General features: G+C 68.2%; 10 protein-coding genes and 1 pseudogene. 8 read left to right on the forward strand and 3 right to left on the reverse strand.

Annotated elements, in window-relative coordinates; translation table 11 throughout:
• Positions 1 to 106: pseudogene (locus D7147_RS32775) on the forward strand (IS5/IS1182 family transposase); the annotation flags it as partial.
• Positions 107 to 203: 97 nt separating this feature from the next.
• On the opposite strand, the gene D7147_RS25520 reads toward D7147_RS32775, so the two are convergent.
• Complete coding sequence (locus tag D7147_RS25520) at positions 204 to 1,514, reverse strand: protein NO VEIN domain-containing protein (RefSeq protein WP_120682036.1); 1,311 nt, start codon at positions 1,512 to 1,514, stop codon at positions 204 to 206.
• 104 nt (positions 1,515 to 1,618) lie between these two features.
• Here D7147_RS25520 and D7147_RS25525 point away from each other — a divergent pair, with 104 nt between their 5' ends.
• The 3 genes from D7147_RS25525 (at position 1,619) to D7147_RS25535 (ending at position 4,883) form a co-directional block, all read left to right on the forward strand.
• A complete protein-coding gene (locus D7147_RS25525) occupies positions 1,619 to 3,868 on the forward strand; it encodes an EAL domain-containing protein (RefSeq protein ID WP_233563441.1) in 2,250 nt (749 codons plus the stop codon).
• On the forward strand, positions 3,865 to 4,188 hold the full coding sequence (locus tag D7147_RS25530) for a hypothetical protein (RefSeq protein WP_120682040.1): 324 nt from the start codon (positions 3,865 to 3,867) through the stop codon (positions 4,186 to 4,188). The genes D7147_RS25525 and D7147_RS25530 overlap by 4 nt, the downstream gene beginning before the upstream one ends.
• 74 nt (positions 4,189 to 4,262) lie before the next feature.
• On the forward strand, positions 4,263 to 4,883 hold the full coding sequence (locus D7147_RS25535; protein WP_120682042.1) for a DUF6642 family protein: 621 nt from the start codon (positions 4,263 to 4,265) through the stop codon (positions 4,881 to 4,883).
• A 142-nt stretch (positions 4,884 to 5,025) separates the two neighbouring features.
• Here D7147_RS25535 and D7147_RS25540 read toward each other — a convergent pair whose 3' ends face one another.
• Both D7147_RS25540 and D7147_RS25545 read right to left on the reverse strand, forming a co-directional pair.
• Entirely contained in the window at positions 5,026 to 6,216 is a 1,191-nt protein-coding gene (locus tag D7147_RS25540; RefSeq protein WP_120682044.1) for a restriction endonuclease, read from the reverse strand.
• Positions 6,217 to 6,243: 27 nt separating this feature from the next.
• Positions 6,244 to 8,232, reverse strand: coding sequence for a GmrSD restriction endonuclease domain-containing protein (locus D7147_RS25545; protein WP_120682046.1), 1,989 nt, complete (start codon positions 8,230 to 8,232; stop codon positions 6,244 to 6,246).
• Positions 8,233 to 8,534: 302 nt separating this feature from the next.
• Between D7147_RS25545 and pglY the strand changes: the two genes are divergently transcribed.
• Genes pglY through D7147_RS25565 form a run of 4 tightly spaced genes read left to right on the forward strand, consistent with a single transcriptional unit; the run spans position 8,535 to position 18,472 of the window.
• Positions 8,535 to 12,284 (forward strand): BREX-2 system ATPase PglY, encoded by a 3,750-nt coding sequence (gene pglY / locus D7147_RS25550; RefSeq protein WP_120682047.1) that lies wholly within the window; start codon positions 8,535 to 8,537, stop codon positions 12,282 to 12,284.
• Positions 12,281 to 15,019 carry a BREX-2 system phosphatase PglZ gene (gene pglZ / locus D7147_RS25555; protein ID WP_147437445.1) on the forward strand — a complete coding sequence of 913 codons (2,739 nt, stop codon included), beginning with the start codon at positions 12,281 to 12,283 and terminating at the stop codon, positions 15,017 to 15,019. Before pglY ends, pglZ begins: the two co-directional genes overlap by 4 nt.
• Positions 15,016 to 16,329 carry a BREX system ATP-binding protein BrxD gene (gene brxD, locus D7147_RS25560; protein WP_120682052.1) on the forward strand — a complete coding sequence of 438 codons (1,314 nt, stop codon included), beginning with the start codon at positions 15,016 to 15,018 and terminating at the stop codon, positions 16,327 to 16,329. Before pglZ ends, brxD begins: the two co-directional genes overlap by 4 nt.
• 7 nt (positions 16,330 to 16,336) lie before the next feature.
• On the forward strand, positions 16,337 to 18,472 hold the full coding sequence (locus tag D7147_RS25565) for a DEAD/DEAH box helicase (RefSeq protein WP_120682054.1): 2,136 nt from the start codon (positions 16,337 to 16,339) through the stop codon (positions 18,470 to 18,472).
• Positions 18,473 to 18,478: the final 6 nt, after the last annotated feature.

Genomic DNA, 18,478 nt, shown 5'->3' on the forward strand with positions numbered 1-18,478 from the left:
CAACCGGCTCAAACAGTGGCGGGACCTGGCCACCCGCTACGCCAAACGCGCATCCCTCTACCGAGCCAGCCTCGTCCTCATCGCCGCCATCATCTGGCTTCCATGATCGGCAGGACAGGACCTAGCCCGACACGAGATCTGCGCAGGCGGCGGGGTCCAGCATTGGACGGGCCCGGGCTTGGACGAGCTCGCGTTGCTGTAGCTCAGGTGCCGGGGACGCCCTGAAGGTCGACCTTGAACATGAACGGTCGGCAGGACGACTGCGCCGTCTCGGCGTCCACGATCAAGAGCTCCGGGTCCGTGAGCGCCTTCGTGACCACCGCGAGTCGCCATCCGCTCTCTACCCGCGCAGCGCGCTCCTCGTTCGGCGTGAGCAGAATGATGGGATGCAGGCCGCTGACACCCTTGACCTCCACCTTCTCCACGCCGCCATCCGGCGCCGTGCAGGTCAGATCCCAGCCGAGGTTGGCCGCGCTGACATCCTTGACCACCCAGCCTCCGTCCTCGTATTCACGGGTCACGACCCCCATGGCGGCCGCCTCGACCTGAGCGTTGGTGACCGGATTACCGAAGCCGGCGCCTGAGGCGGTCACCGTCACCTTGACGGTCTGTGGCGGCAGGTGCGCCTCAAGAGCGGCCAGTTCGTCCTTGGTTACGAACAGCGGGTTGCCCATCTGGGGCTGACGGAAGACCTCCATCCCGCTGAGGCGTGAGTCGGACTTCAACACGTGCCGCGGCACCGGGCTCGGCATGACCTCCACGTCCATCGGCGCGAAGTGCCTCGTCCTCTGCTGCTGGTCCTCGTCGAGCCAGTAACCGGTATCGCCGTCAGCCGTCGCTTCGTAGACGGGACCGACCATCACGCCCGAGCCCCACAAGCCCGGCTCGGGGTATGCCCCCTCCTTGCCGGTGACCCAGAACAGGACGCGCTGGCCCGGGCGGACCAGGTCGGCGCGGTAGTTCGGAACCACAGACCAGCTGGTGATCGTCTCTTCCCCGGCCGCAAGGAAGCTGACCAGGTCCCAGACCTCGGGGTTGCATTTGACCAGCCACGCGCCCAGATTGTCGGTGGTCACGAGGTTCCTGGCCGCACTGTCTTGGGCTGCGGCAGGCCGCGTCTCGGCTTCATCTGCGGAGTTCTCGGCGCGGAGCCGGCGTACCTCGTTCCACCAGATGCTGAAGTCGTCGCCGGAGCGGTTGAAGGGCCGCCGGCGAGCCATTCGGTGGAAGCCACGGGAGGGCTCGGCTGGCATACCGCCGGGGCCCTGCTGAACGACCAGCGCCGATATCAGACCCCGGTTCTCCGCGTCTTCGCGCTTCGACGCCTCTTCGAGGATGTATGGCATCGGTCCGCCGTGGTACGGAACCTGAAGACCCTGTTGGGCCAGTAGTTCACTGAGCTGCCGATAGGTGATCAGGGCCTCTGTCTCGTTCTGCGAGTCCCGCGCGATCTCCCGCAGGATCCCTGTCGTCGCCACAACGGCCCGATCGAACTCCGACTCCCCAGCTCGCATTGGTTCATCCTGCCGTTTCAGGCGCGGTGACGGCTGATTCTGCAATGACAGGTATCTGACTCGGCAGTCAGATCAACTACCCGGTGGGAACCGATAGTGTCACCGTGAGCGCTGCTCTGATTTCAGCGTGTGATGGTGGACGGATCGTCATATGGGGGTTCCGGATGGCGCCGAGCAGGCGGCGGGCAGTCCTGATCGGGGTGAACCAGGGCGGGCGCGACGTGCACCTGCCCGCGCTGCGCTACGCCGAACGCGACGCACAGGCGATCCGGGGCATGCTGCTCGACGAAACCATCGGGACCTTCGACGACGGCGACGTCACCATGTACATCGGCGGCGACGCCAACTGGGGCGACATCAAAACCAAGCTTCGCGAGCTTGCGCTCGATTCGGGTCCTTCCGACGTGCTGCTGGTGTACTTCGCCGGTCATGCACTGGTGCCGGAATGGAGCAACCAGCTCGATGCGTACCTCGTCACGGCGGACCTCGACCCGGACGGCCTTCGACGTGAGCCGGACAACGGCCTACGGATGGCTTTCCTCAAACGCGATGTCTTCGAGACCTTTGCCGGCGCGTCCTTCCTCATTCTCGACTGCTGCCAGGCGGGGGTCTACCTCGACGCCGACCTGCGCCACGCGGAGGCGATGCAGACCTACCGCACCCAGGTCGACCGGCACAGCGCTCTGCTCGCTTGCCGGAGCGGCTCGGCCGCCAGGGAGAGCGAGGAGTATGGGCACGGCGTTCTGACCCATCATCTGCTGCGCGCGCTCCGCGGTGAGGCCGCCGACGACAGCGGGCGCGTGTCGTTCGGGCAGATGGCGACATTCGTCGCCGAACAGGGGATCGAGCCGCCGCCGGTCCAGCTCGTGCACATGTGGGGTCCGACCACTGTGCTGGCGCAGCCACCCGTCTCCCGACATGACCGCCAGTCGCTCAGTTCACCGGCCAACCCGGGCACCACGCGGCCCTGCAAGAGCCCGCTCGAAGACCAGTCCAGCTCTGTTCTACAGCTTCTCGGCCGGGTGTTTCGGTCGGAGACTCGCCCGGCACAGCCGCCCGAGCAGGCCGGCTACGCCGACCGGGTCGAGATCATGCGGTACGCCCTGGGAGCGGAGTCGGTGGCGGCGGTAGAGTTCTCCGGCGCAGCCATCCGTGTGGTCAACGCAACGCCGCGCTTCGACAAGGAGGAGCTGCGGCCGTTGTTGGAGCTCAGCTCAGCTGACGCCATCAAGTACCGAACCGGGATGCCCGGTCACATCGTCTCGAACGACGCGGGTCGGCGAATCCTCTGCGTTCCACTCCTTCACGAGGACGACAAGATCCTGACATTGGTCTTGGTCGACCCCGCTCCGGCACTGCTCGACATGGGGGAGCCGCTCGCTGTGATGCTGCGGGCGATGTGCGACGCCAACTTCCTTGGCGACCCACTTCAGGCCGAGATGCGAGTGATGACCGCGCTACGAACTGCCTTCGGCCGGCTGCCGCTGAACCTCTACGAGTACGCCTTCAGCCTCTACCAGAAGCTGGTCGGCTCCATGTTCATGGTGTTCCAGCCCGTCGTCGAGCTGGCCCTGCGGTCGACGGGGGTGAGTATCCAGAGCTTCGAGGCCCTGGCGCGCCGCGGAGACCACGAGACCCGCGCTCCGCTCGGCGCCTTGCAGATGGCGTACGCCTGGGGCGACCGCTTCATAATCGAACGGGACGCCCTTCTGCTCAGCAAGGCGATCCACTCCTACGCGGCTGCGGACGCCGCCACGTCGTATCAAGGTACGAAGCCGCTGTCGGTTAACGTCGCGGTCCGCTCGCTGCTTAGCGACGCGTACCTGGCCCAGGTGAGCAAGGCCCTCATCGAGGTCGACATGAATCCGCGGACCCTCACGCTGGAGATTTCCGAGCGGGACGCGATCGAGCCCGGGCCGGGTGAGAGATGGCCGCAGGAGCCGCTCGCCTACTTCCACCGCCGGCTGACCACCCTGGCGCGGGACCTTCGGATAACCTTCGCCGTCGATGACTTCGGCGTCGGATACGCCTCGCTGGCCCGGATGGCGGAGCTGCCGCTGACGCAGATCAAAGTCGACCGGGCGGTGCTTCACCATCCTCTCGCCATGGACGAGCTCGCGCTGGTGGCGCGGGTGGCCCGGCACGCTGCCGACCTCGGGCACGCGCACACCCCACGGCCCGTCATCGTCGAGGGTTACGACGATGCGGCGCCGATCACCCTGAAGCAGATCTACGACCTGGGCATCCACCACGTGCAGGGCTTCTTCTGCGGGAACACAGCATCGGTATCGCTACATGACCTGGAGGAGCCGATCCGTGAGCGAATCGCCAGCCTAGTGCGAGGTGAGAAGTGACGAGCGTAAAACTGGTGTTGCCGGCTGAGGTCTTCGCCGAACTCGACCTGCCGTACGAGGGCGTCCGGGACGTGTCGGCGGTGACCCTCGCCGTCGAGGGCGTCAGCGTACTGGCGAACCTCGCCACCCTCGCGACGTTGCAGCCGCAGTTGGGGTCCCTGGTCGCTGCAATCCGCAACTGGCGGCTGCGGGATCCTCGGCCCTCGGTCGTCCTGACGGTCAAGGGGCCGGGCATCGACCTGAAGATTGACCTGCCGCGCAACGTCAGCCGGGCGCACTTGCTCGATCAGCTGCGCCCGCTTCTCGACGCCGAGAAGTGATCACCTTCCGGGATGGTTCAGTATCGATTCATCTCGGTGGAGTGGTGCCTCCGTGACGTGCGAGGGGATGCGACGTGGCCAAGCCCGGCAGTGTCTTCTGTGTCGAGGGGCAGTGGGGCGACGACCTAGCTGAGCGCGGCTCGGTGCTGCCGACGTTGGAGCTGTTGGAGCGACTGGGCAGAATTCGCTTCATCCGCCGGGACGTGGCGACGCCCGGGGAGCTGCGCTTCTACCTGGAACAATGGTTGTCCCGGAAGTACACCGCCTACGACGTCGGCATCTTCGCCATAGACGGAGGCCCTGGCCGGCTTCGGCTGTCGGGGCGGCATGAGCTGGATCTCTCCGAGGTCGTGGGATGGCTGCAGGGCCGATGCGAGGGCAAGCGGCTCTACTTTGACTGCGGCTCGGTCCTACGGCTCAGTGAGCCCACCCTCGTGGAGATCCTGGAGGAGACAGGAGCATCGATGGTGTGTGGTTTCACCAAGACCATCGACTGGATCGAATCGTCCGCGTTCGACACTGTTCTCGTCGACCGGCTGGCCAACGGCCGCAAGGCCAACAGCGTCGAACAATTGGTCCGATCCGCCCGCTGGGCGCCCTTGGCGCAACACCTCGGATTCCGCATGGTCTACCAGCACTCGCAGGGGCCGCGCATACCCGCAATGAGGCGACCGGAGTCAGACGTGCCGGTCTAAGTTGTCGGCCACGGTGAACCACCACTCATCTGAGAGCCTGTCGGCTGCTTCTGGCTTGCCCGTGAGGGGCTGCCGTACCCACGCCAGCCAAACCGGGTGGCGAAGCTCCGTAGAGGTCGGCAGCGGCTGACGACGGTGCGCCTTAGCCAGCGGCGGGCTCGGGTGTGTTGAGGACATCCAGTATCGCGGCAGCGACCTGCTCGATGTAATCGATCGTCTGCGTGGCACCGGCCCCGTCGATCGGGCGCTTCCGAATGGGATCCTGAGGATCCTCGTCGTACTCGTGGGCGATCTTGTGGCGGCGCTGCACGATCTGCCGGAGCTGCTCCTGCACGTCCTTACCGGTGCAGGTGACCCCGTCACCGCTTTGCTCCGTGAGTACCCGCGCCACCCGATCCCAGAAGCCCTTGACATCATGGATGAGAGCGAAGCCCTCGCGAATCTTGTCCGGGTTCTGGTATACGAGGTGGCCCTGGTCGCGCAACTGTTGATCGAGGGCTTCCACGAGGGTCTTAGTGCCAAGCTGGACCTGCTCTACCAGGCCGAGTGAGATCTGAAAAGCCATGAATGCTCTGGGCTTCTGAACTGCGGGCTGCGCGGCCAGCTTCAGCATCCGTGCCCGGATCTCCTGTCGGACCCAGTGGTCGAGTGCGGCGACGCTCTGCACCCAGGCTGCCCGGAACACGTCCGATACCTCGAACGCACCCACCTTGAGCTGGTCCAGGTGCTGGCCTGCGGTGGCGAGACTACGTGCGTAGTCCAGGTTTCGCCGCAGGTTCGTGAACGGCACGGAGCTGTCGTCGTGGCCGAGGGGAGCGCTGGTGACAGGCTCGTCAGCAAGCACCATCGCCGGTGTGTTGAAGCCCAGAAGCCGCTCGAGTCGGGCGACGCTGTCGGCCTGGTTGATCCGGTAGACGGTGGTCAGCGACGGCAGGGCGAGCACCTCCCGCTCGACGGACGCCCGCGGGATGTCCGTGCGGGACCACCGGACCGACCGCGCGTGGCGGATTCCCGAGGGCAGGTCGGTCCGATATTCGTAGGGACCGGTCACCCGGCCGACAGCGACGTCGGGGCTCGTCCGGCGGAGGAAGAGCACGATGTCACCCTCGGACATCTTCGCCCGGAAAGCGACCAGCTGGATGGCGTAGTTCTCTACCGCGCGCCGCTCGACCTCAGGGTAGGCGGCTCGGACGCGCTCGCGAATCTCGGTCGCGGATGTGGTTGCCGTGAGATCCCCCGCAGCCGACCAGCCGATCGCGATCAGACTCTTGTCGAGAGCGAGTGCGTCGTAGCTGTCGTCACGGCCGGCCCGCACGATCCATGCCTTCGTCATCAAATCTCCCCGAGAGGCGGGTAACGGTCAGTCCGTGCTGGTGATCGGGAACTTGATGGGCTCCCCGTCCCACTGCTTCGCTTCGATCGAAGGGAGCCCGGAGAGTGGCTGGGACGTCTCGAGCTCCCGGTCGAACACCGTGCGCCACTCCTCCGGCGTTCCGGTGACCAGGAACGGGCCGATCTGCACCTGCAACGAATCCTCGATCATCTCGACAGGAACGGACTCGCCGGCGATCGTCACGTCGCTGTCGATGCCCGCGATCCGCGCGGACTCAATGGCGCTGTCCAGCTCGGCCATGCTGGCCCAGCCCGTCCAGGAAATTCCGTCACCGGATGCCGCGAAGACGATCCTTCCGCCGTCGCGGAGGCTGCCGTAGAGCGCCAAGTCGAGCGACAGCCCGGCGCTCGGGTCAGCATTCTCTGAGGGCACCTCGTCGAGGAAGGACGGTCGGAAGCGGTCCAGGAGCGCGTTCATGGCCTCCGCGAGGAGCGCCCGGCGCGTGTTGAGGAATCGCTGGTAGCCGTTTGCGTCCCGCAACGATTCGTCGAGCGGCACGAGATGTGCCCGCAGCTCGTCCTCGCCCAGGCTGGGGAAGTACTCGTCTGGGCTCCGGCCGTTGATCTTCTTGTTGGCCTGCGCAGAGATGAACACCAGGTTGGCGAGATCGTTGACCATGCCCTTGTCGAACCGGCGATCGTCGAGGGTCGAAGGCGGATGGACGTGGTGGTGCTCAAGCTTCGGCGCGTCCTCGGTGTCAGGAAGGACATCGGTGCCGTACCACCAGTCGCGGGCACCGCGGGCCATGGCCACGAGCAGGCTGAGGAAGAAGTAGGGGCTCTCCTTCGTGCGGCCCCGTAGTGCTCGCTCGGTGACCTCAGCCCGCGAGTTTTCGACGTTGAGTCCCTCCAGCAACGCGCGGACGGGGTCCGCCTGCCGAGCGGCACGGATGTCCTGGCTCAGCCTGGTGTCCGTGGAGCCGCTGTAGCGGGTCCGGATGGTGGCGAGAAGAAGCCAGTAGATGATCCCGTTCGAGGTCTCCTCATCGACGGTGTCGTCCGTGCGCTCGCCGAGCAGTACGACCAATGGAATCAGCACGATCATCGAGGGCAGCGGGTCCGACCGGGTCAGCTTGAGATGCGTCTGCAGCAGTGGCACCAACCGCCGAAGACCGCGCTTTACCACCTCCCAACCGCGCTCGAGCTCCGTGTCAACGGTCTGCCGTAGCTTGCTGTGAGACCAGATCGACAGACCGCGGCCGAGGACGACACCGGCGAGCGCCCGGGACAGGAAGTTGACATCGATGTGCCCGTAGCCATGCCGCAACCAGTGCTCGGCCTCCCCTTGCAACTTCGTCAGCACTCCGGTCCACCGAGTCGACAGGGTCGCCATCGCCAGATCGAGGGTGCCGAGTCGGCGACCGCCGCTGTTGACCCGTACGAAGATCTCCGCGACTTCCTCGTACGGAAAGCCCTTGAGCACCTCCATGACAAAGTGCCGGTTGCGCAGCTGCTTGATCTTGCCGAGGCGGTCCTCGATCTCGTGGTCCTCCAGGGTGGAGCCGGCATCGAGTAGTCGCTGGGTCAGCCGCAGCATGCTCGCCTTCGGATCGAGCACGTCCGCCACCTTGACCCACTTCGGGTCGCGCTGGGTGGCCGCGCTCTGGTTCTGGAACTTTTGGTTCTCCACGTGGAAGACGACTTGCGCCTCGGGGTGATCAGTGAACACACGGTGCAGGGAGGTCAGGCGCTGCTGGCCGTCGAGAAGGAAGAGCGGGGGCTTCGACGGCGCCTGTTCGGGCCCGCTCACGAACATGTCCCGCGTTGCCGGGGCGTCGTCGGTCTCCCAGAACAGGAGCGAGCCGAACGGATAGCCCCGGTAGATGGAATCCATCAGCTTCGCGACCTGTGTCGGCTTCCAGACATATTCGCGTTGGATCTCGGGAAGCAGGATCTCGGCGTTCGAGATCTCGTCGATCAGTTTTCCGATGGACCGTTCGATCCTGTCGACGTGCATCAGTCAACCTCTTCATCGCTACCAAGGTCCATGGAATGCCGAGCCAGGCTCCACCTGCGGAACCGTGACCGCAGACGACACCGGCGCTCAGTGGACGAGCGGGCGTGGCGAGCTAGTGGGCTCGACTGCAGTACTACCGTGCGGCATACAGAACTGTCCACCCCATGATCGGCCGTTCGATCTATGCGTCCGTCGGCCGCTTGGAGTATCCGGTTGGCGTTACGTCGGCCGGGAAGTCGATCTGGCGGCCAGCCCACGTGGCTGCGCCGCCACGGCGTGCACAGATCGGTACGGTATGCAGCATGTCTTCGCCCACCGCCGCGCCGCTGCTCCGGGAGTTCATCGACATCCCGGAGCGCACGAGCACTAGCGACTTCGTGCTCAAGCTCGCCGACAGCGTCGCCGACGCCGATGCCACCCTTCGTGACTACGTGGTCACGGATCGGCTGCTCGGCAACTTCGACGAGGCGCTCGGGCTGATCCGCTCCGCGGTCGAGGCGCGGGCCTCCAAGGCTGCCTACCTGCACGGCTCCTTCGGCTCCGGTAAGTCGCACTTCATGGGGGTGCTGCACGCGCTGCTGCGCGGCGAGCCCGCCGCCAGAGGGCGGGACGAGTTGGCGCCGCTGGTCGCCAAGCACAGCGTTTGGCTCGACGGGCGCAAGTTCCTGCTGGTCCCGTACCACCTGCTCGACGCCCGCTCGCTGGAGCAGCGGGTGCTCGGCGGCTACGTCGACCGGGTGCGTGCCCTGCACCCCGAGGCATCGATCCCCGCGGTGCACCGCACTGACGCGCTGCTGGAGCAGGCCGCCTCGCTACGGGAGAAGATCGGCGATAAGCAGTTCATCGACGGCCTGCCCGGCGGCGACGTCGAGGACGAGTGGGGCGAGACGGAGGCGTTCTGGACGCCCGAGCGGCTGGACCAGGCCTTCGCCGGCGCGTACTCCGACGAGCTGCGCCGCAAGCTGGTCAACGACCTGCTGACCAGCTGGAACGTCGGCTTCTTCAGCAACGCCCGGGAGGACGCCGAGGCGTTCATCTCCCTGGATCGGGGTCTGTCCGAGATCAGCCGGCACGCAAAGGAGCTCGGCTATCACGGCCTCATTCTCTTCCTTGACGAGTTGATCCTGTGGCTGGCCAACTCCATCGGCGACCCGCAGTTCGTGTCCCGCGAGATCCAGAAGATCACGAACTTCGTCGAGGGGGGCGACACCCGCCGGCCGATCCCGGTGATCAGCTTCATCGCCCGGCAGCGCGACCTGCGGGAACTCGTCGGCGAGGAGGTTACCGGCGCACACGAGCTGAGCTACCAGGACACCCTGAACCTGGCCAGCGGCCGCTTCGACGTGATCCGGCTGGAGGACCGCAACCTTCCCGAGATCGCCCGTCGTCGCCTGCTCAAACCCCGCGACACCACGGCTGGCGAGGCCATCAACCGGGCCTTCGACGCCACCACCAAGGTACGCCGGGAGGTCTTCGACACCCTGCTCGGCACCGACGCCGGCAGCGGCGCCGACATCGACGCGTTCCGGTCGACGTACCCGTTCAGTCCCGCGTTCCTCTCCACGCTGGTGCACGTCTCCAGCGCGCTGCAGCGCTCCCGGACCGCGCTGAAGCTGATGCGTCAGCTCCTGGTGGACCGCCGCGACACGCTGCGCCTCGGCCAACTCGTCCCGCTCGGCGACCTCTACGACGTGATCAGCGGCGGCGGTGACCAGCCTTTCACCGAGAAGCTCAAGGTCGAGTTCGAGATGGCGCAGAAGCTGTACGACCTGAAGCTGCGCCCCTACCTGCTCGGCCAGTACGACATCACCGACGACGACCTGGAGACGGCCCGCCGCGGCGAGCAACAGCCACCAGACGTCGCCGGCCGGGTGCGCGCCTTCACCGGTGACGACCGGCTGATGAAGACCCTGTTGATGGCCGCCCTGGCGCCGAGCGTGCCAGCTTTGCGGAACCTGACGGCGCGACGCCTGTCCGCGCTCAATCACGGAAGCATTGCCAGCCCGATCCCGGGCGGTGAGGTCGACCAGGTATCCCGCAAGATCCGAGATTGGGCCGCGCGGTTCACCGAGATCCGCATCGGCGAGGGTGACGACCCGGTGGTCTCGCTGGAACTGGTCGGCGTCGACGTCGACAGCGTGCTCGCCACCGCAAAGCACTACGACAACGAGGGCGCCCGCAAGCACCTCGTCCAGCAGCTGCTCTGGCGGCAGCTCGGCGTGCCGTGGAGCGACTCGTTCTTCGCCGAGGCGGGGCTGACCTGGCGCGGGAGCCGGCGCGGCATCGAGCTGGTCTACGGCAACGTCCGCGACCCGCACGACATCCGCGACGAGGCGTTCCACCCGAACGCCTCGGACGGCTGGCGACTGATCATCGACTATCCGTTCGACGACGGCAGCCACGGCCCCGCCGACGATCGGCAGCGTGTGCAGGAGCTGACCAGCAGGATGAGCGCCCGCACGGTCTGCTGGATCCCGGCGGCGCTGACCGTCGAACGCCGTAACGACCTGGGCAAACTCGCCATCATCGATAAGCTGCTCGAGGGGCAGCGCTTCGACAGCCACGCCGAGCACCTCAACCCGGACGACCGGCGGCGCGCGCACGCCGCGCTGACCAACCAGCGCAGCGCGCTGCTGTCAAAGGTGCAGGCGGTGCTGCGCCAGGCGTACGGACTGGCCGCCAAGCACCCCACCGACGTGCAACTCGGCTTCGACGACCACCTGCAGTCGCTGACCCGCGCGTTGGAGCCGAAGCTGCCGATGGGTGCCGCCTTCAACGATGCGCTGCGCAGCCTCGGCGACCAGATGCTCACCCAGCAGTATCCGGCCCATCCCGACTTCGACCCCGATCGCAAGGGGGAGCCGGTCCGCCCGGCCGACGTCAAGGTCGTCCTCGAGTACGTACGTCGCGCCGTCGAATCGCCCGAAGGGCGCGTCGAGGTGGACCGGGCGCACCGGCAGACCATGCGCCGCATCGCCAACCCGCTGCAGCTCGGCACCATGCACGAGGCGGCCTTCGTCATCGACGGGCAGTGGACGCAGCACTTTCACCGCAAGGCGGCCGCCGAGGGCATCACCGGCGAGCTCCGCGTGGCCGACCTGCTGCGCTGGATCGACGACCCGAGTCCTCGCGGCCTTGAATCGATCGTGGCGCAACTCGTCGTCGCGATCTTCGCGGAGCAGGCCGACCGGGCCTTCTACCTGCACGGCAGCGAGATCGTTCCGGCTCCCGAGCCCGGGAAGATCAGCCTCGACCACACGCTGCGGGAGGAACGCCTGCCGAGCGAGGACGATTGGGAGGCGGCCCGCACCCGCGCCGCAGCCATCTTCGGCTTCCAGCCGATCAATCTCCGGCGCGGGCGCCTCGTAGCGATGTTCGGCCGCGACCTCGCGACCCAGGCAGCTCGGCACCGGCAGGCGACGGCCGAGCTTGTCCACCGGCTCGAAGGGCATGCGACCTGGCTTGGGCTGGACGCTAGTTCCGGTCGGCTCGCGACAGCCCGCGCAGCTGCCGAACTTGTGGAGGCGTTGGCCTCCGGCGGCGCGGCCGTCGACATCGTCGAGCGGCTCGCCCGGGCCCAACTCGACGGACCGCCCGATCGGACCGGCAAGAGCATCAGCAGCGCCGCGCAGGTGTCGATGGCGCTGGCCGCAGCCCCGTGGGACACGTTCGAGATCGTCGCCGGGCTACCGGAGCCGCACCGTGTCCGAGCGGAGGCGATCCTCGGAGAACTGCGCCGGGTTGCCCAAGCCGACGAACTCACCGCTCCGCTGGCCCCCGCCCTACGTCGTGCCCAGGGCGACGCTACGGCCTTACTTCGGGTAGTGACGGGCGGCTCTGGTGGGTCTGGTGGCTCCGCAGGTGGCGGCCAGGGCGGCAACGGGAGCACCAGCGGGGGAGCCGGTGGCGGGTCGGGTCCGCGAGTGACGACGAGTGCCGGCAGCCGCCAGGTCGGCGCGCGAGCCATCGATGAGGCGGTGCGCGACCTGCAGAAGTTCGCGGCGGACCACCCGGACGTCACCCTCGAGGTGAGCTGGAGAATCGTGCGGTGACTCAGGCATCCGCCCCTGCTCAGGCGTTGCGAATCAACCCGGTGGCGCTGCGCCAGAAGGTGGCGCAACAGCTCGAACGGCACCGCAACGGCGACCCGTACCCGGTGATGGTCGTGCGTGCCGAACCGGCGTGGCTGCACGATCCGACGCTGCTGCTGCCCGACGGTCGCCAGGCCCGGGTCGTGCCGTGCGTGTCGCCGTTGGCTGTCTGGGAGCACCTCGTCGCCGAACGCGGTGACGAGGTACTCGTCCTCCTCACCGACATACCGGAGTCAGTGCTGCACCACGGCGTGCGCAGCCGGATCTTCCGCCAACAGGTGCTCACCGTCGAACCGTGGGATCTTGTGGTGGACGCCTTCGGCGCGCACCTACCCGACAGCGCGCTGGAGCGCGAGGCGTGGGCCGGCGAAGCATTGCTCGACGCGATGCCACCGGCGGGCTGGCCGAAGCTCGCCACCCGCGTGCTGACCCGCGACGTCGCCCTGCGTCACCTCGCGGCCGTCCGACTCGGCCTCGACCGCCGGGGCGAGGAGCCGGACGATCTCGATGTCGCCGCCCTGCTGCGCTGGAGCGCCGAACCGGGGGCCGTCGAGGCGTACGGGTTGCTCCGCGAAGCGGAACAGGACGGGCTCGCGCGGTGGCTGGTGGAGCAGTTCGGGCGACCGGCCAAGGCGCTCTTCGCGCTGGTCGACGCCGGGCACGGCACCGACGCGCTGCCGCTCGGCCTGGTCTGCGACGCGATCTGGAGCACCGACAGCGCCGACGCAGTGCGGGCTCGGGGACGTATCGACCAGTACTTCGGCAGCATCGACGACGACGCCACGGTGCGAGCCTTCGCCGCAGCCGCTGTTCAGGTCGTCAGCGCATTGCTGGCCTCGGGGTCCGGAAAGGTGCGCCGACAAGGTCACGCGGTGCTCGACCGTGCGGAGGAGCTGCTCATCCAGTTCAACGCAGTGAGTAGTGCCGGACACAGCCGCATCCTGCGTACCGGTTTTACCCAGCGGATCGGTGCCGCCGCCCAGGCGCTGCTCGCCGCGTTGCGCGCTCCGGCGGAACCCGCGCCTGACCAGGCGGTCGAGCACCTTGAGGGGCACCGGCTCGCAGAGGCGGAAGCCGGACGGGTTCGCCGGATCCGGATGGCGCAGCGGCTCGTCCGTTGGCTCGGCACATCGGTGGCCCCACCCGAGAGCGTGGCGGACGGCATCGACCGGCAGATCGCCGAGTGGGGCTGGGTCGACCTGGCGCTCAACCATGTCTGGGCCGGCGAGGACGCCCACCCGCAACTGCAGCAGGCGTTCCGGGAGATCCACGAGCGGGCTCATCAGCGTCGCCGTGACCTCGACGAAGCGTTCTCTGCCCGCCTGGCTGCCTGGGCAACCCCTGGGCCGGGTCACGATGGGGGCCTGCTGACCGTCGAGAACCTCCTGCCGCGCGTGATCGACCCGCTCGTCCACGCCGAGCGGTCGGTGCTGCTCGTGGTGCTCGACGGAATGAGCGCCGCCGTCGCGGTGCAACTCGCCGACGAACTCGCCCCGCACTGGGTCGAGTACGACCCGCTGGCCGGGTCGGACACAGCCCGGCGCCGGGGAATCGTAGCTGCCCTACCCACCCTGACCGCCGTTTCGCGGACCTCACTCTTCGCCGGCGCGCTGCGGACCGGCAACCAGACCCACGAGCGGCAGATGTTCGACGAGGGCCGGTGGGGGCGCCGCTCCCGGATCTTCCACAAGGGTCCGGCGCGTGGCGGGGCCGGCGAGGTGTATTCGGGAGAACTGGCGGAGGCGGTGGCGGGACCGGCTCCCGTCGTCGCCGTCGTCATCAACACCGTCGACGACGCGCTGGCCCACGGACGGGAGGGCGACGAGCCCGGCTGGCAGCTCGACGACGTCGGCTTCCTGACCAGCCTGCTTGACCAGGCCCGGTCGTCCGGACGCGCTGTCGTCATCACCAGCGATCACGGGCACGTCCTGGAGCGCGGCGGCCGGCATGTCAAGGCTGGCGACGCAGCGTCGGCCCGGCACCGTACGGGCCCCGGCCCGACTGTCAGCGGCGAGGTGGAACTCAGTGGACCGCGGGTGGTGGCCGAAGGAAGCCGGATCATCGCCCTGTGGGATCCGCTGCTGCGCTACCGCCCGAGCAAGGCCGGCTACCACGGCGGGGCCTCGCTGGCCGAGGTCACCATCCCGCTTTTGGCCTACCTGATGCCCAACGTGACGGACACGCCGGCCGGCTGGGCGCCCGTCGAAGAGCGGCAGCCGGGTTGGTGGCAGGCGACGGCCGCCGAGCCAGTACCGGCGGTGGCTCGGCCAGTGCCCGTACCCAAGGCGCGCCGCAAGGCGCCAGTGGCCGCGGGAGAGGCACTGTTCGACGTACCGGAGACTCCGGCCGCAGCTACCTCCGCGCCGGCAGGGGGCGACGGCGACCTGGTGGCGGCGGTGCTCGCCACCGAGCTGTTCCAGGCACAGCACGGGCTGACGCCGCGCCGGCTGGATCGCGGGAAAATCGAGGCCGCGCTTCGGGCCCTGGTCGACGCCCGGGGCGTGCTGCCGGTGGCCGTGCTGGCGCAGCGGGCCGGCGAGGCGCCGGTGCGCGCGCTCGGCTTCGCTACCACCCTGCAGCGGATCTTCAACGTGGACAACTATCCGGTGCTGTCGCTGGCCGACAACAACCGGAGCGTCCGGCTGGACGTACATCTGCTGCGGGAACAGTTCCGGCTGCCGGGTGGTGGGTCGTGACCACGGTGAGCCCGGCGCGCCGCCGGGAGGTCATCGACGCGCTACGTCGAGGCGCCGTGCCGTCGGCGGGGCTCGACCTCTTCGCCGTGGGACTCAACCGGTTCGACGCCGCGGTCGGCGAAGATCTCGACACCGTGGCCGCCGGCGGCTCGGTGTTCAAGGCCGTGCGGGGCGAGTACGGCTCGGGCAAGACGTTCTTCGCCCGATGGGTGGCGGAGCGGGCCAAGCGGGCCAACCTGGCCACCGCCGAGGTGCAGATCTCGGAGAACGAGACGCCGCTGCACCGGCTGGAGACCGTCTACCGACGGCTCACCGAGCGACTGTCCACGGCGACGTTCCCGCCCAGCGCGCTGCGGGCGATTGTCGACGGTTGGTTCTACGCGCTGGAGGAGGACGTCCTCGCGGCGGGCGAGGTGGCGGCCGACGACGCCGAGGCGCTTGACCGGGCGGTCGACATCCTGCTCGACCAGCGGTTGGCCACGGTGAGCCGGAGCGCTCCCGCGTTCGCCGCGGCGCTGCGCGGCTATCGGACGGCCGCTGCGCAGGGGGATTCGGCTACCGCCGATGCCGTCCTCGCCTGGCTCGGCGGGCAACCTCACGTGGCCGCGTCCGCCCGTCGGGTCGCGGGCGTCCGGGGCGACCTGGACCATTTCGCCGCGCTCAGCTTCCTGCAGGGGCTGCTGGCCGTGCTACGTGACAGCGGCCACCCCGGTCTGCTGCTTGTGCTGGACGAGGTGGAGACGCTGCAACGCGTCCGCTCGGACGCACGTGACAAGGCGCTTAACGCGCTGCGACAACTCATCGACGAGGTGCACTCGGGGCGCTTCCCCGGGTTGTACCTGGTCATCACCGGCACCCCGGCGTTCTACGAGGGGCCGCAGGGCGTGCAGCGGCTCGCGCCGCTGGCGCAGCGGCTGGCCGTCGACTTCACCACCGACCCGCGCTTCGACAACCCCCGTGCGGTGCAGATCCGGCTGCCCGGCTTCACCGTCGACTCGCTGATTGAACTCGGCGGTCGAGTACGCGACCTCTACGCCGACGGGTCCGTGGCGTCAGAACGAGTGCACCGCCTCATCGATGACGCGTACCTCGGCGAGCTGGCAAAAGCGGTCGCCGGTGGGCTGGGAGGCAAGGTGGGGGTAGCACCGCGGCTGTTCCTCAAGAAGCTGGTGGGGGAGGTGCTCGACCGCGTGGACCAGTTCCCCGAGTTCGACCCCCGGCAGCACTACGCGTTGACTCTTTCAGCCACCGAGATGAGCGACGTCGAGCGCAACGCGAGCAGTGCCGACGCCGTAGCCCTGGACCTGTAGGGCTGCCGTGACGAACGGGGCGGAGCTGCTGCATCCGGTCGTGCTGCATCACGTGGTCAACACGTTGCAGTGGCCGGCCTTGCGGCCGCTGCAGGACGCTGCTGTGCGTCCGCTGCTCGATGACGAGGACGCTCTGCTGCTGGCGCCCACCGCCGGAGGCAAGACCGAGGCGGCGATGTTCCCGCTGCTCTCCCGGATGGGGCAGGAGAACTGGTCCGGGACGTCCGTCCTGTACGTGTGCCCGCTGAAGGCGTTGCTCAACAACCTGCTGCCCCGCCTCGAGACCTACACCGGGTGGCTCGGTCGTCGCGCGGCACTCTGGCATGGCGACGTGACGATGGGGCAGCGCCGGAAGATCCTCCGCGAGCGGCCCGACGTCCTGCTCACCACGCCTGAGTCTCTCGAGTCGATGCTGGTCAGCGCGGCTGTCGATCACCACGAGTTCTTCCGTCAGGTGCGGGCGATCGTGGTGGACGAGGTGCATGCGTTCGCCGGTGACGATCGGGGTTGGCATCTGCTGGCGGTTTTGGAACGCCTCTCCCGGGTGGCGGGTCGACCCGTACAGCGGATCGGCCTCTCCGCCACCGTCGGGAATCCCGACGAACTGTTGAGCTGGCTACAGGGCTCGGGCCGGGAGCAGCGACCGGCGCGCGTGGTGGCGCCCGATCTCGTCGCGCCGGATGTCGTCGCGACGTCGGTATCCCGTCCCGCCGGTGACGTCGAGTTGGACTACGTCGGGTCCGTGCACAACGCGGCCAAGGTGATCGCGGCGCTGCACCGGGGCGAAAAGCGGCTGGTGTTCTGCGACTCCCGAGCCCTGGTCGAGGAACTCGGCCAACGGCTCCGGGCACTCGACGTGACGACGTTCCTCTCCCACGCCTCGCTCTCGGTCGAGGAACGGCGGCGCGCGGAGGAGGCCTTCGCGCAGGAACGGGACTGCGTCATCGTCGCCACCAGCACGCTCGAACTGGGCATCGACGTCGGGGACCTCGACCGGGTCATCCAGATCAACGCTCCACGCACCGTCGCCGCCTTCCTGCAACGAATCGGTCGCACCGGCCGGCGGCCGGGCAGCACCCGCAACTGCCTCTTCCTCGCGCTGGACGGAGAGGGGCTGCTGCACGCCGCTGGGTTGCTGCACCTATGGGCGCAGGGGTGGGTCGAGGCGGTGGTGCCGCCACCCGAGCCGAGGCACATCGTCGCGCAGCAGATGCTGGCGGTGTCCCTGCAACAGCATCGGATCGGTGACCAGCTGTGGCCGGGGGAGTGGAACGGGCTGGCGCCGTTCGACAGGAGCGCCGAAGTGATCGTGCGGAACCTCGTCGAGCGGGGTTACCTCGATGAGGATTCCGGGATGCTGTTCATCGGGCCGGAGGCGGAGCTGCGGTTCGGTCGCCGGCACTTCATGGACATGCTGGCGGTGTTCACCGCTCCGCCGCAGTTCACGGTGCTCTCCGGACGCACCGAGATCGGACGCACCGATCCCGCGCTGTTGACCGCGAACGTCGAGGGTCCACGGCTGCTTCTGCTCGCCGGCAGGAGCTGGCGGGTCACCTACATCGACTGGAACCGCCGCCGATGCTTCGTCGAGCCGGCCGATGGCGGCGGCAAGGCGCTCTGGATGACGGGAGGCATGCCCCAGGGCTTGTCGTTCCGGATGGTCCGCGCGATGCGGGACGTACTGCTCGGAACGGATCCGCCGGTCGCCCTGACCGGTCGTGCCCAGACCAGGCTTGCCAGCCTGCGGCAAGACTCGGAGGCGCTTGTCCACCCCGGAGGCACCCTGGTCGTTCGGGACAAGGACGGGGACGCGCGGTGGTGGACCTGGGCCGGATACCGAGCCAACGCCACCCTGGTCTCGACCTTGAGCGACATCGCGGACCCCAATCAGCGGTACGACGATGCCTCGATCCGCCTGCGACCCGACGTTGAGCGGGAGGCCCTGCAGCTGTCGCTGGCCGACGCAGCGGAACGGATCTGCCTTCCCGAGGTCAACCTGAAGGCCCTGGCGGGCCTCAAGTTCAGCGCGGCGTTGCCGGAACGGCTGGCAGTCGCCACCCTGGCAGCCCGGCTTGCCGACATTCAGGGTGCCGAGGCCGTCCTCACCGAGCCGGCCCGCATCTCCCACCTACTCGGCGACTGAACCGGC

It is taken from the genome of Micromonospora musae, assembly GCF_003626545.1.
Lineage (GTDB): Bacteria > Actinomycetota > Actinomycetes > Mycobacteriales > Micromonosporaceae > Micromonospora > Micromonospora musae.

Excerpts from the sequence above, each read along its gene's own strand:
- D7147_RS25520 (WP_120682036.1), bottom strand. The coding sequence starts at position 1,514 with ATGCGAGCTGGGGAGTCGGAGTTCGATCGGGCCGTTGTGGCGACGACA.
- pglY (WP_120682047.1), top strand. The coding sequence starts at position 8,535 with ATGTCTTCGCCCACCGCCGCGCCGCTGCTCCGGGAGTTCATCGACATC.
- D7147_RS25545 (WP_120682046.1), bottom strand. The coding sequence starts at position 8,232 with ATGCACGTCGACAGGATCGAACGGTCCATCGGAAAACTGATCGACGAG.
- D7147_RS25540 (WP_120682044.1), bottom strand. The coding sequence starts at position 6,216 with ATGACGAAGGCATGGATCGTGCGGGCCGGCCGTGACGACAGCTACGAC.